This is a genomic window from Sphingosinicella sp. YJ22 (genome assembly GCF_011320075.1).
Classification (GTDB): domain Bacteria; phylum Pseudomonadota; class Alphaproteobacteria; order Sphingomonadales; family Sphingomonadaceae; genus Allosphingosinicella.
In genome coordinates this window covers 15,214-26,631 of record NZ_JAANPA010000028.1, presented here as the reverse complement: position 1 = coordinate 26,631, position 11,418 = coordinate 15,214, and the positions used below count along the sequence as shown (strand labels likewise).

The 11,418-nt window shown below is 67.8% G+C and carries 18 protein-coding genes and 1 other RNA gene; 9 read left to right on the top strand and 10 right to left on the bottom strand.

What is annotated here, in order from left to right; translation table 11 throughout:
• Positions 1-54: 54 nt before the first annotated feature.
• The 8 genes from G7B71_RS10810 to G7B71_RS10775 all read left to right on the top strand — a co-directional run bounded on the left by G7B71_RS10810 (position 55) and on the right by G7B71_RS10775 (position 5,822).
• Positions 55-420 (top strand): response regulator, encoded by a 366-nt coding sequence (locus G7B71_RS10810; RefSeq protein ID WP_166040723.1) that lies wholly within the window; start codon positions 55-57, stop codon positions 418-420.
• Positions 417-1,526: a chemotaxis-specific protein-glutamate methyltransferase CheB gene (cheB, locus tag G7B71_RS10805; RefSeq protein WP_243406207.1), complete on the top strand. Its 1,110-nt coding sequence runs from the start codon at positions 417-419 to the stop codon at positions 1,524-1,526. Before G7B71_RS10810 ends, cheB begins: the two co-directional genes overlap by 4 nt.
• The gene (locus tag G7B71_RS10800; protein WP_243406206.1) at positions 1,517-2,368 is read left to right on the top strand and encodes a protein-glutamate O-methyltransferase CheR; all 852 of its coding nucleotides are present in this window, start codon (positions 1,517-1,519) and stop codon (positions 2,366-2,368) included. Before cheB ends, G7B71_RS10800 begins: the two co-directional genes overlap by 10 nt.
• A gap of 43 nt (positions 2,369-2,411) precedes the next feature.
• Positions 2,412-3,104, top strand: coding sequence for an N-acetylmuramoyl-L-alanine amidase (locus G7B71_RS10795; protein WP_166040719.1), 693 nt, complete (start codon positions 2,412-2,414; stop codon positions 3,102-3,104).
• 36 nt (positions 3,105-3,140) lie between these two features.
• Positions 3,141-3,508, top strand: an RNA gene (rnpB, locus tag G7B71_RS10790) — RNase P RNA component class A.
• A 59-nt stretch (positions 3,509-3,567) separates the two neighbouring features.
• Complete coding sequence (locus tag G7B71_RS10785; RefSeq protein ID WP_166040717.1) at positions 3,568-4,167, top strand: Yip1 family protein; 600 nt, start codon at positions 3,568-3,570, stop codon at positions 4,165-4,167.
• 101 nt (positions 4,168-4,268) lie between these two features.
• Positions 4,269-4,799 carry a J domain-containing protein gene (locus G7B71_RS10780; RefSeq protein ID WP_166040715.1) on the top strand — a complete coding sequence of 177 codons (531 nt, stop codon included), beginning with the start codon at positions 4,269-4,271 and terminating at the stop codon, positions 4,797-4,799.
• Between the two features lie 69 nt (positions 4,800-4,868).
• Positions 4,869-5,822, top strand: coding sequence for a toll/interleukin-1 receptor domain-containing protein (locus G7B71_RS10775; protein WP_166040713.1), 954 nt, complete (start codon positions 4,869-4,871; stop codon positions 5,820-5,822).
• On the opposite strand, the gene G7B71_RS10770 is transcribed toward G7B71_RS10775, so the two are convergent.
• Positions 5,803-6,156, bottom strand: coding sequence for a UrcA family protein (locus tag G7B71_RS10770; protein ID WP_166040711.1), 354 nt, complete (start codon positions 6,154-6,156; stop codon positions 5,803-5,805). The genes G7B71_RS10775 and G7B71_RS10770 overlap by 20 nt on opposite strands.
• A gap of 148 nt (positions 6,157-6,304) precedes the next feature.
• Between G7B71_RS10770 and G7B71_RS10765 the strand changes: the two genes are divergently transcribed.
• Positions 6,305-7,864 (top strand): winged helix-turn-helix domain-containing protein, encoded by a 1,560-nt coding sequence (locus G7B71_RS10765; RefSeq protein ID WP_166040709.1) that lies wholly within the window; start codon positions 6,305-6,307, stop codon positions 7,862-7,864.
• A gap of 12 nt (positions 7,865-7,876) precedes the next feature.
• Here G7B71_RS10765 and G7B71_RS10760 read toward each other — a convergent pair whose 3' ends face one another.
• The 9 genes from G7B71_RS10760 to pspA all read right to left on the bottom strand — a co-directional run bounded on the left by G7B71_RS10760 (position 7,877) and on the right by pspA (position 11,308).
• Positions 7,877-8,269, bottom strand: coding sequence for a PaaI family thioesterase (locus G7B71_RS10760; RefSeq protein WP_166040755.1), 393 nt, complete (start codon positions 8,267-8,269; stop codon positions 7,877-7,879).
• Positions 8,270-8,313: 44 nt separating this feature from the next.
• Entirely contained in the window at positions 8,314-8,721 is a 408-nt protein-coding gene (locus G7B71_RS10755) for a SufE family protein (RefSeq protein WP_166040707.1), read from the bottom strand.
• A gap of 34 nt (positions 8,722-8,755) precedes the next feature.
• Complete coding sequence (locus G7B71_RS10750; RefSeq protein ID WP_166040705.1) at positions 8,756-8,986, bottom strand: hypothetical protein; 231 nt, start codon at positions 8,984-8,986, stop codon at positions 8,756-8,758.
• 11 nt (positions 8,987-8,997) lie between these two features.
• On the bottom strand, positions 8,998-9,249 hold the full coding sequence (locus tag G7B71_RS10745; protein ID WP_207774775.1) for a hypothetical protein: 252 nt from the start codon (positions 9,247-9,249) through the stop codon (positions 8,998-9,000).
• A gap of 30 nt (positions 9,250-9,279) precedes the next feature.
• On the bottom strand, positions 9,280-9,549 hold the full coding sequence (locus tag G7B71_RS10740) for a hypothetical protein (protein WP_166040704.1): 270 nt from the start codon (positions 9,547-9,549) through the stop codon (positions 9,280-9,282).
• 11 nt (positions 9,550-9,560) lie between these two features.
• On the bottom strand, positions 9,561-9,833 hold the full coding sequence (locus tag G7B71_RS10735; RefSeq protein ID WP_166040751.1) for a hypothetical protein: 273 nt from the start codon (positions 9,831-9,833) through the stop codon (positions 9,561-9,563).
• 77 nt (positions 9,834-9,910) lie between these two features.
• A complete protein-coding gene (gene pspC, locus G7B71_RS10730; protein WP_166040702.1) occupies positions 9,911-10,291 on the bottom strand; it encodes an envelope stress response membrane protein PspC in 381 nt (126 codons plus the stop codon).
• On the bottom strand, positions 10,291-10,608 hold the full coding sequence (pspB, locus tag G7B71_RS10725) for an envelope stress response membrane protein PspB (RefSeq protein WP_166040700.1): 318 nt from the start codon (positions 10,606-10,608) through the stop codon (positions 10,291-10,293). The genes pspC and pspB overlap by 1 nt, the downstream gene beginning before the upstream one ends.
• A 4-nt stretch (positions 10,609-10,612) precedes the next feature.
• A complete protein-coding gene (gene pspA / locus G7B71_RS10720) occupies positions 10,613-11,308 on the bottom strand; it encodes a phage shock protein PspA (RefSeq protein WP_166040698.1) in 696 nt (231 codons plus the stop codon).
• Positions 11,309-11,418: the final 110 nt, after the last annotated feature.

Sequence of the window (11,418 nt, the reverse complement as noted above, 5' to 3'; positions counted from 1 at the left end):
GCTTACTACTTGCCGGTAAGCATCGTTCGCACACAACGAGAGTGAGCCTCCCCGATGAAGACATGCCTGGTCGTCGACGACAGCAAGGTGATCCGCAAGGTCGCGCGGCATATCCTTGAAACCCTTGAGTTTTCCGTCGAGGAGGCCGAGGACGGGCGCGCCGCGCTGGCGCATTGCGAAAATGCCATGCCGGACGTGATCCTGCTCGATTGGAACATGCCCGTGATGAGCGGCATGGAGTTCCTGCGCGCCTTGCGCCGGGCGGAAAGCGGCGGCGAGCCCAAGGTCGTGTTCTGCACGACCGAGAACGACCTCGCCCATATCCGGGCGGCGATCGAGGCCGGCGCCGACGAATATGTCATGAAGCCGTTCGACCGCGAGACGCTCCACTCCAAGCTGCAGATCGTCGGAGTCGCGTGACCGCGCAGCCTGCAATGCAGGCGCGGCAGTCAGGGGTAGGCGACAATGGCGCCGATCCCATCCGACTGCTGATCGTCGACGACTCGTCGGTGGCGAGGGCCGTGCTGACGCGCATGGTCCAGTCGCATCCCGACCTGAAGGTCGTCGCCACCGCGAGCAGCGCCGGGGAAGCGTTGGACGCGCTGAAGAGCGTTCCCGTCGACATCGTCCTACTCGATCTTGAAATGCCGACCGGCAACGGCATCGCCGCATTGCCGGATATCATCGCCGCTGGGAAAGGGGCCCGCGTTCTCGTCGTGTCGACCGGTGCGGATGAGGGCGCGGAGAGCACGGTCAGGGCGCTTGCCGCCGGCGCCGCCGATACGCTCCCCAAGCCGATCGCCGGCATGTTCGGCGGCCGCTTCTCCGAAGTGCTCGCCGATCGCGTTCGGCGCATCGGCCGGGCCAGCGTGGCCGAACGCGAGCCGGACTCGGCGCCGGCCGCAGCGAGCGTCATCCAGCTGCGCGAAGTGTCCAATTGCATCCCGACCTGCCTCGCAATCGGCGCCTCGACCGGCGGGTTGCACGCGCTCAACGAATTCTTCGCCAGCCTCACCAAGCCGACCGGGATCCCGATCCTGATCACGCAGCACCTGCCGACCCTGTTCATGCCGCACTTCGCCCGGCAGATCGCTGCGGCGTCGGGCCGCGAGGCGCGGGTGGTCCAGGATGGCGACGCGCTCATCCCCGATCGCATCCATGTCGCGCCGGGCACGGCTCATCTCTGCGTGGTGCGCCGCGGCGGCGACGTGCGGATCAAGCTCGATACGCGCCGCGCCCCGTCCGGCTGCCTGCCCTCGGTCGATCCGATGCTGGCGTCGGTGGCGGAAGTGTACGGCCGCGGCGGCCTCGCCGTCGTGCTCAGCGGCATGGGCCGCGATGGGCTCACCGGCAGCCACGCCTTGGCGGCCGCGGGGGGCGTCATCCTGGCGCAGGACCAGTTCAGTTCGGCAATATGGGGAATGCCGCGCGCGGTCGCGGAGGCTGGTCTCGCCAGCGCCGTGCTGCCGCCGCGCGACCTCGCCCGCCGAGTCGCGAAACGCCTTGGAGATGGTGCGTGGAAGTAAGCAGTTCATCGCGTCGCATTCTCGCCAGTCTGCTCGAGACGCGCACCGGGCAGCAGCTGGCGGTCAACCGCAACTGGCGCATCGACACCGCGCTGGCGCCGATCATGCGCGAGCACCGGTTCGAGAATCTCGACCATCTCGTGACCAAGCTCGTCACCGGTTCGTCGCCGGCGCTGACCGAGCAGGTGATCGAGGCCCTGCTCAACAACGAGACCTTCTTCTTCCGCGACAAGCTTCCGTTCGACCTGCTGATGGGCGGTCCATTGAAGCGCATCGAGACGGCGCGCGCTGCGGAGAAGCGGATTGCGATCTGGAGCGTCGGCTGCTCGACCGGGCAGGAAGCCTATTCGATCGCGATGACCTTCGCCGAGCAGGAAGTGCGCTGGCGCGGCTGGAAAATCGAGATCGTCGGCACCGACATCTCGCGCTCCGCGATCGGCCGCGCCCGGGCCGGCAAGTACAGCCAGTTCGAGGTTCAGCGCGGTCTCCCTGTCATGCAGATGGTGCGCTGGTTCGGCGAGGAAGGCGAGGGCGGCTGGCAGATCTCCCAGAAGCTGCGCGACATGGTCCGCTTCGAGGTGCGCAACATCGTAGAGCGTCCGCCCGAGCCCAAGCAGTTCGACATGATCCTGTGCCGCAACGTGCTGCTCTATTTCGCGCCCGACATGCGCAGGCTCGCTTTCTCGCGCATGGCCGACGCGCTCGCGCCGCACGGCGCCCTGATGCTTGGCGCCGCGGAGACGGTGATCGGCCAGACCGACCGCTTCGTGTCGGATGCCGAGAATAGGGGGCTCTACGTGCCGGCGGCAGCGGCCGCCGCAGCGTCGCGCCGAGTCGCCTGATTTAGGTTGACCTCAGGCGCCTTTTGGCGCGGGATCGCGGCCCATGTCCGAGTATATCGAGCGGCCTTCCCCGAACCACGACGCACGCTCGCGGCCGATCTCTATGATCGTGCTTCATTATACCGACATGCTGAGCGCCGAGGAGGCGATCGCCAAGCTGTGCGACCCCGAGGCGGGCGTATCGGCCCACTATCTCGTGACGAAGGTCGGCGAGGTCGTCCGGCTCGTGCCCGAGGAGCGGCGCGCCTGGCATGCCGGCCGCAGCTATTGGCGCGGCCTCACCAACGTCAACGACGACAGCATCGGCATCGAGATCGACAATCCCGGCCACAGCAACGGCTATGAGCCGTTCCCCGACGCGCAGATCGACGCCGTGATCCGGCTCGTCGCCGACATCAAGCAGCGCCACAGGATCGGCCGCGGCAATGTCGTCGGCCATTCCGACGTCGCGCCAGCGCGCAAGCGCGACCCGGGCGAGCTGTTTCCCTGGGGCCAGCTCGCGCGCCTCCGCCTCGCGCTGCCGCGCCCGACGAAGAACCTGATGGACCCGGACTGGACCGAGGCCGGCTTCCTGCTCGCGCTGGAGCGCTTCGGCTACGACGTCAGCGACAAGCTGGCGGCGATCATCGCCTTCCAGCGGCGCTTCCGTCCCGAGCTGATCGACGGCGACATCGACGCCGAATGCCGGATGATCCTGCTCGCCTTGCTGCTGCCGCGCCCTCAGGGCGACGACTGATTGGCTTTCCGCCGCTGAAGCCCTATCTAGGCCGCGCCAGAGGGTCGGGCGGCCGCGAGCGCGCAAGCGCCCGAGGAAAGTCCGGGCTCCACGGAACGACGGTGCCGGCTAACGGCCGGCGGGGGCGACCCCAGGGAAAGTGCCACAGAAAGCAGACCACCGGGCTTCGGCCCGGCAAGGGCGAAAGGGTGGGGTAAGAGCCCACCGCGGGACCGGCAACGGGACCGGCACGGTAAACCCCACCGGGAGCAAGACCGAATAGGGGCGGCATATGGGCCACGTTCCGGCTCGTCGCCCGGGTTGGTTGCTGGATCCTGTCCGCAAGGGCAGGGCGAGAGGAATGGCCGCACAGTCTCCGCGCAAGCGGGGATGGACAGAACCCGGCTTACAGACCCTCTGGCATTGTTGCGCTCCCGTACGAATCGCCTAGAGTTGCTCCAGATCAATTCAGGGAGGGGGTCTCATGAACCTGGTTCAACGCGCCATCAACATCAACACGCAGCCGCGGCCCGAATGGGCCCAGATCGCTGGGGAGTCCGGCGATGCCGGCCGGCTGATCCTCGGCTATGCCTTGCCGCTCGCGCTGCTGCCGTTCGTCGGAACGCTGCTTGGCGGCCTGATCTTCGCCGGCGCGCTCGGCTTCACCTTCGTGCTCGTGACGGCGGCGCTGAGCCTTGCCGTCGGTCTCGGCATTCTCTTCCTGATGGGGATCATCGCAGGCGCGCTGGCGCCGAGCTTCGATGGCCGCAACACCAACAATGCGGCGCTGAAGCTGCTGGTTTACGCAAGCACGCCGGTCTGGCTGGCGGGGTTCATCGGCGGGTTCATTCCGATCCTTGGCCTTCTCGTCGTGCTCGCCGGCTACGGCTATGCTGCCTACCTCATGTATCTCGGCAGCATGACCGTGCTCGGGATCCCGCAGCAGAAGGCGGTCGGCTATACGGCGGTGGTCATCATCATCTGGTTCCTGCTCGGCGCGATCGTCACCGGCCTGGTCGTGACCGCGGTCGCCGTCGCCATCGTCGGCGGCGCAGCGATGGGCGGTGGGATGATGTACCGCTAAGCTGTCGCGGCGGCACTGGCCGCCGCCTAGCGGAGTTAAAATGACGGGCCGTGACCTTTGGGTCATGGCCCGTTGCCGTTTCAATCCCTAGATGAAGGCTCATGGCGAAACCGGGACGATCGAACGACTGGGGTTTTCCGCGCTGGCGCGGCTATGGCAGCGCGCGCGCGGCGGAATCGGTGCGCCTGTGCGATCGCCACGGCTGCAACGAGCCCGGCGACCGGCCCGCGCCGAAGTCGCCCAACAGCCGCGACCGCTGGTATTTCTGCGAGGTCCACGCCGCCGAGTACAACCGCAACTGGAATTATTTCGAGGGGCTGACCGCCGAAGCCGCGGCGGAGCGCGAGGCCGAGGAGCGGATGGGCGCCGACGCGTTCGCGAGCGCCGGCCATTATGGCTGGGGCGGGCCGGGCGACGGCAGCCGAAGCCGCGACGAGATGCGCGCCCTCGAGCTGCTCGAGCTTGAAGCCGACTCGGATTTCGAGGCGGTGCGAGTCGCCTATCGCCGTCTCGCCAAGGCCAATCATCCCGACACCAACCCGAACGACGCCGAAGCCGCCAAGCGCTTCCACGCCATCCAGGCCGCCTATGACGTGCTCAAGCGCTCGGAGGAGCGCCGCGCCGGCTTCTGACGTCGCGAGCCACGCTCTTGTCATGCCCGACCGGCGGTGCGAGGCTCCCGGCTTCGACAGCGGGGCGCCATGGCCAAACTGTTCCTGAGCTACGCGCGCGAGGGCCGGGAGTTGATCGGCCCGATCGCCCAGCTCCTCGAACATGCCGGCCATGAGGTCTGGTGGGACCGCAGGATATTCGGCGGGTCCGACTTCTCCCTGGAGATCGCCCGCGAACTCGACTCGGCGGATGTGGTGATCGTCGCCTGGTCGGGCGCGTCGGTGGCGTCGCACTGGGTCAAGGACGAGGCCGCGGAGGGCCGCAATCGCAACCGACTGGTGCCGCTCCTGCTGGACGGGACCGTGCCGCCGCTCGGCTTCCGGCAGATCCATGGGATTGATTTTTCCGGCTGGGACGGCCGCGGGGCTCCTGCGGCGCTCCACGATCTTCTGCGCTCCATAGACCTCGTCTCCGGCGCGGAGAATTGGCAGGCCGAGCGGCCCGCGACCCCGGCGGCGCATTCTCGCGGTCCGACGGCGCAGACGTCACCGCGCCGCACCGGGCTCATTCTGGCATCGGCGGTGGCGGGCGCCGCTCTGCTGATCGTCGCTGTGCTTCTCGTCGCGCGGCCCTGGGCTGGCGACACCGCCGCGGCCGACGCGCCCAGCCGGGCTGAGCCGGTGGCGGCAAGTCCACAAGCGCCGGCGCCGAGCGCTAGCGGCGCGAACATCGACGGGCGCTGGCGGATATCGTGGACCATCAACGGCACACCCTATCGCGGCACGCTCGTGGCCACGGGCGCGACGGCGCGGATCGAGCTCGACGCGACGACCTCGATGGGCCGCCAGTCGGTGCGGCAGGATTGCGCGGTCGCCGGCGAAGCGCCGATCCAGGTCACCTGCCACAATGCCGAGGTCGTGTCCGGTCCGCCGGGCTACATGGCGGACAGCTTCACCTTCGAGCGGCGCGGCGACGTGCTCAGCGGGAACACGTCCGATCCGCTCGGCCTGATGAGCGCGCCGGTCACCGCGCGCCGCGAATAGTCATTGCCGTCTCCAGGCTGCCGGCCCGAGCCGCGATCGCCCGCTCGATCTGAGCGCGCGCACTTGCCCGCGCCCGGCGAGCGCAATTGCCGTCGAGACGGCCGCGACCCAGGCCTGCCGGGACAGAGACGGGTCGGCACATGTCATCGACGACACGAGACACGCGCCGATGGAGCTCGGCAACGGCCGCCGGGCTTCGCAGGTCGAGGTCGCTTAATTCGATCCTCGCCTCCACGGCGACGAGGCGCGGCAAGGCGTAGTCCTCGGACGCAGGTTCCGCGGCGAGCGCGGGAGTGGTAAGAAATGCGGCGAGCGGAAGGATAGTGCGGATCATCTCTTCATCTCCTGTCCTGCGCGGCGCCTGGCGCCGCCCGTCGAGGGATCGCATCGGCAGGGCGGAGCCGACAGGATCTCGGCCTGATGAAGTGGCCGCCGAGGCTGATCGAAGCCTGATGATTGGCTGACCGCGGAGCGGAGCGGATATGAGCAGGACTGCGGTCGTGCTGGCGCACAGCCCCCCATTCCGGCTCGGCACGGCGGAGGTCCGCCCGGCGACGCGCGAGATCATCGGCCCGAGCGGCGCGGAGATTGTCGAGCCGCGTGTCATGCAGGTCCTGGTCGCGCTCGCGGACGCGAACGGAGAGATTCTGTCGCGCGACGACCTCATTCACGCCTGCTGGGAAGGCCGGATTGTCAGCGAAAACGCGATCGACCGGGTGATCTCGAAGCTCCGCCGCCTGGCCGGAACCACCGCCGGCGGCAGCTTCCACATCGAGACGATCACGAAGGTGGGATATCGGCTGCTGCGGGATGAAGCCGAGTCCACCGCATCGCCGGCCAGGCTGGACTCGAGACCCAGCGTGGCCGGTGTGCGGACCGGCCTCGATCGCCGCGCCCTGATCCTGGGCGGAGCGGCGCTGGGAATCGCCACCGCCAGCATCTGGCTCGGCTCCCGGGCCGCCCGTCCGGTCGTACCTACGGCCGCCGCCCAGCTCTATGAACGGGGGGTCGAGTCGCTGCGCCGCGGCTGGGCCGAGGACATGGCGAACGCCGTCAGCGCCTTTCGCGAGGCCGTGACGATCGCCCCCGATTTTGCCGACGGATGGGGAATGCTCGCGCTCGCCTATCAGCTCAGCGTACAGTTCGCGCCGCCGGAAACGGCCAGTGATGTCCACGCGCGCGCCCGGTCGGCGTCGCGCCGTGCGTTCGAGCTCGATCCAGGCAATGCCCATGCGCTGGCGGCGGAGGCCCTGGCAGTGCCCATCTACCGCAATTGGGCGGCCGCTGAGACGGCGTTGCGGCGCGTTCTCGACCGCGATCCGGCGCAGCTGGAGGCGCGCGGCGCGCTGTCACGGGTGCTCGCCGATGTTGGGCGGTTTCGCGACGGGGTGGCAACGCTCGAGCGGGCTGGGCAGGCGGCCAGCGCGCTGCCCTTCTACCAATATTGGCTGGCTTGGCTGCTGTTCTGTGCCGATCGGCTCGAGGAGAGCGATCGCGTGATCGACCGCGCTCTCGGCATGTGGCCGCGCCAGTTCGCAATCTGGTTCACGCGCATCTGGCTCTATGCCTATACCGGCCGCGCGACCCGGGCGCTCGCGCTGATCGGCGACGCCGCCAACCGGCCCATCGGAATTCCGGACCGCGATTTCGAGATCGTCGAGCTCAGCGTCCGCGCGATCATGACCCGAAGCCCGGCAGACATCGAAGCCGCGGTGCGCGCCAACATGGCCGCCGCGCCGGCCGGCGCCGGCTTCTGCACCAACGCCGTCAAGATAAGCGCCCACCTCGGCCGCCTGGACGAGGCATTCGCCGCGGCCGAGGCGCTCTATTTCAACCGCGGGTTTCGCGTAGCGCCCGTCTTCTTCACGCCGCAGCAAGGCGGCTACACGCCGCCCGAGCAGCGCGGCACCGAATTCCTCTTCTCGCCGCCTTGCCGGCAGATGCACGCCGATCCGCGCTTTCGTGACCTTCTCGGTGAGATCGGGCTCGCCGACTATTGGCGCAGTACGGGCACTGGGGCGGACGCCTTCTCCCGGTCCTGATCGAGCCAAGCGTTACTCGGTGAACATGAAGGTGCCGGTGACGTGGGCGACCGGGTCGGCGGGGTCGCCGTCATGGGCGGTTCCGCGCACGAAGGCGACGCTGCGCGTGACCGCATAGCATTCGCCGCGGCCGATCACCGTCCGTCCCGGCGTCGCGGGGCGCAGATAGTCGACGCGGAGGTCGAGAGTCGCCTGGTGGCGGAAGCGGTCGAGCCGGCACCAGATGGCGACGCTGGTCGCCATGTCCATCAGGCTGATGATCGGCCCGGAGGCGATGATCCCGCTGTCCGGCATTCCGATCAGCTTCTCGTCATAGGGCAGGCTGAGCTCGGCCCAGTCGGGGCCATGGTCGACATAGTCGATTCCGAGCGTGCCGCCGTGCCCGACGCGGCGCACATAGGACATGAAGCGCTTCGGATCGAAGCCCTCCGCAGGCGCCTTCGCCTCGCTCACGCCGCGAGCCGCGACGCCGTCTCGCGCACCAGCGCGATCATGTTGGGAATGCCCTGGGTGCGGTTGGAGCTGAGCTGGTTCCTGAGGTCGAACCGCCCCAGCGCGCCCTCGATGTCCAGGGCGGCGATCTCGGCCGGGGCGCGGTCCTGCACGGCGAGCAGGATCAGCGCGACGATGCCCTTGGTGATCGCCGCATTGCTGTCGGCGAGGAAATGGAGCCGGCCGTCGGCCTGGGGGACCGGATAGACCCACACCGCCGCCGAGCAGCCGCGCACCAGGGTGGCGTCGGTCTTGAGCGCGTCGGGCATCGGCTCCAGCGCGCGGCCGAGGTCGATCAGCAACCGGTAGCGGTCGTCCGCGTCGAGCAGCTCGTAATCGTCGTAAACATCGTCGAGAGAAGGCATGAGCGCGCGTTAGACCGTTTCGCGCGGCTCGTCATTATTCGACGCCGTTGGCGATTGCTTCAAGTCGTCTCACACGCGCCTTCAAGTCGGCGAGCTCGATGCGCGCCGCCGGCGTCGGCGAGTCGGGCGCCTGGTCTTGCGCTTCAAGCTCGGCGCGCTTCAGAGCGAGCCAGTCGGTCCAGCCGCGCAGCAGGGCGGCCACCAGCAGCAGGAACGCGGCCAGGCCCGCCACCGCGACGATCATGGTCGTGAGCATGCCGTCCATCTGCACCCTCCTCAGCGGTCGCGAAGCCGCTCGAATTCCTGCTCGAGGCTGTGGTTGCGGTCGGTGGCGATGCGCTCGAGCACCGCGAGCCGCTCCTTCAAGGTCCTGATCTCCTCGCGCATCCGCTCGGTCTCGGCGCTGTCGTGGGCCGGCAGCGGGTTGCCGTGACGGTCCCTGCGAACCGAATATTTCGCCCGCATGACCCCCGCGATCGACGTGATCAGGACGATCAGAACCACCATGATCACGACATTGCTGCTCATCTTCGTCTCTCCTGGCTGTCCGTGCGCGCGTCAGTTGAGCGGCTTGTCGCGAAGCGCCTCGATCTGGTCGGCGACGTCGACGCCCTTGTCGGTGATGATCCGCTCGAGCACCCGCACGCGCTGCTCCAGCCGCTCGGTATGCGCGGCATATTGGGCGGCCTTCTCGGCGGTCTCGGCGTTCAGCGCCAGGGCCATGTCCCGCTTGTGCTTGAGCCATGAGCTGAACAGCTTGGCGCCCGTTCCGGCGAGGACCGGGATGCCGACGACGATGAAGAAGAACAGAATCAACCCGATGTCCATGGCAGCGTCTCTCAGTTCTTGGTCAGGCGAAGGGCGTCGATCTCCTGCGACAGCCGGTGGCTGTCGTCGGTGACGATCCGCTCGACATTGGCGAGGCGGTCCTTGACCGAGCCCAGTTCGGCGCGGAGCTGCGCATTCTCCTGGGAGATCAGCTTGATGCGCTCCATCGCCTCGTCACTCTTCTTCGGATAGACCGCCTGGCCCCAGGCGCCGTCGAGCGGGTAGCCGTTCTTGATCCTCAGCCAGGTGGTCAGCACCCAGCCGCCGATGCCGAGCGAGGCCATGATCGCGATGAACGGGAAGATGGTCTGGAAGAAGGCGAGCTTGTCGGGATCCACGATTCAATTCCCCCTGTGAATGGTCAGCGCAGGCTGTCGATCTCGCGGGCGAGACGACGGTCGGGGCTGGTGAGATAGGTTTCGACGTCGGCGAGGCGGCGGTCGATCTCGCGGAAACGGGCGCGGACCGTGCGGGCGCTGCGCTTCGGGTTCTTGCGCACCTTCTGCCAGAATTCCTTCTCGGCCGGCGCCAGCTCGTCGAGCTCGCGGGGCCGGTTCGGCGCCATGAACGCAATGAGGAAATAGGCGAGGAGGACCAGCGGGCCGATGACGAAGGGACTGATCACGGTGCCGATCCGCACCATGGTGACGTCGACGCCCCAATAGTCGGCGATTCCGGCGCAGACTCCGAGGAACTTGCCGTGCTGCTTGTCGAGATAGAAGCGGGTGTTCTGGCCAGCCATCACATGCGCTCCTGGCGGGACGGCGCATTGCTGCGGCGCGGTTCGAAATCGCTGACGGCGGGCTTGTCGAGGCTCGGCCGGGTCGGCTCGTAGCCGACCGGGTGCCAGCCGGGATTGTCGGCCTGCATGATGCGGTCGATCGTGTTCATGCGCTCCTCGAGGCGGCGGGCGAGCTCGTAAAGCTCGTCGAGCATCTTCTCGTCCTCGCCGGTGAGGCTCGAATTGACCTTCCACTTGGTGACGTAGTGAAGGATCAGCCACGGCAGCGCGACGAACAGGATCGGCACGACGATCAGAGGGATAAGCACGTCTTCCATTTGATTACCCCTCCTGCTTGGCGTCGCCGCCGTTGGTGCGGCGGGCCAGCGAGGCCTTCAGTGCCTCCAGCTCCGCGTCGACCTTGTCGGCATTCCTGAGTTCCGCGATCTCGTCGTCGAGGCTCTTGGGCCCGGCGCCGAGGCTCAGCGCGTCGGCCTCGCCCTCGGCGAGGTCGGCGTGGCGCTCCAGCACGTCGAAGCGCGAAAAGGCCTCGTCGACCTTGGGCCCGGCATACATTTCGCGCATCCGGGTGCGGTTCTGCGCGCTTTCCATGCGGGTCATGATCGCGTTCTGGCGGGTGCGGGCCTCGCGCAGCTTGTTCTGAAGCTTGGCGATGTCGGCCTCCGACGCGCGCAGGGCGTCGTCGAGCACCTCGATCTCGGTCTTGAGCTGATCGGCAAGGTCGGCGGCCTTCTGCTTCTCGAACAACGCCGCCTTGGCGAGATCCTCGCGACTCTTGGACAAGGCCAGCTCGGCCTTCTCGACCCAGCTGTCCTGGACCCGGTCCAGCTTGGTGATCTGGCGGCGCATCTCCTTCTGGTCGGCGATGGTGCGGGCGGCCGAGGCGCGCACTTCGACCAGGGTCTCCTCCATTTCCATGATGATCATTCGGATCATCTTGGAGGGATCCTCGGCCTTATCGAGCAGATCGGTGACGTTCGCGGCGATGATGTCGCGGGTCCGCGAAAAAATTCCCATGAACACAGGCTCCTTAAGGATTCGGCGAAGCGACTCCGCCGGGCGCGGCGCGTCCGCCGTCCGGTTGATGCCGACAAAGGGCAGTCGTGCAGTGTCGTCGCTTGCCATGC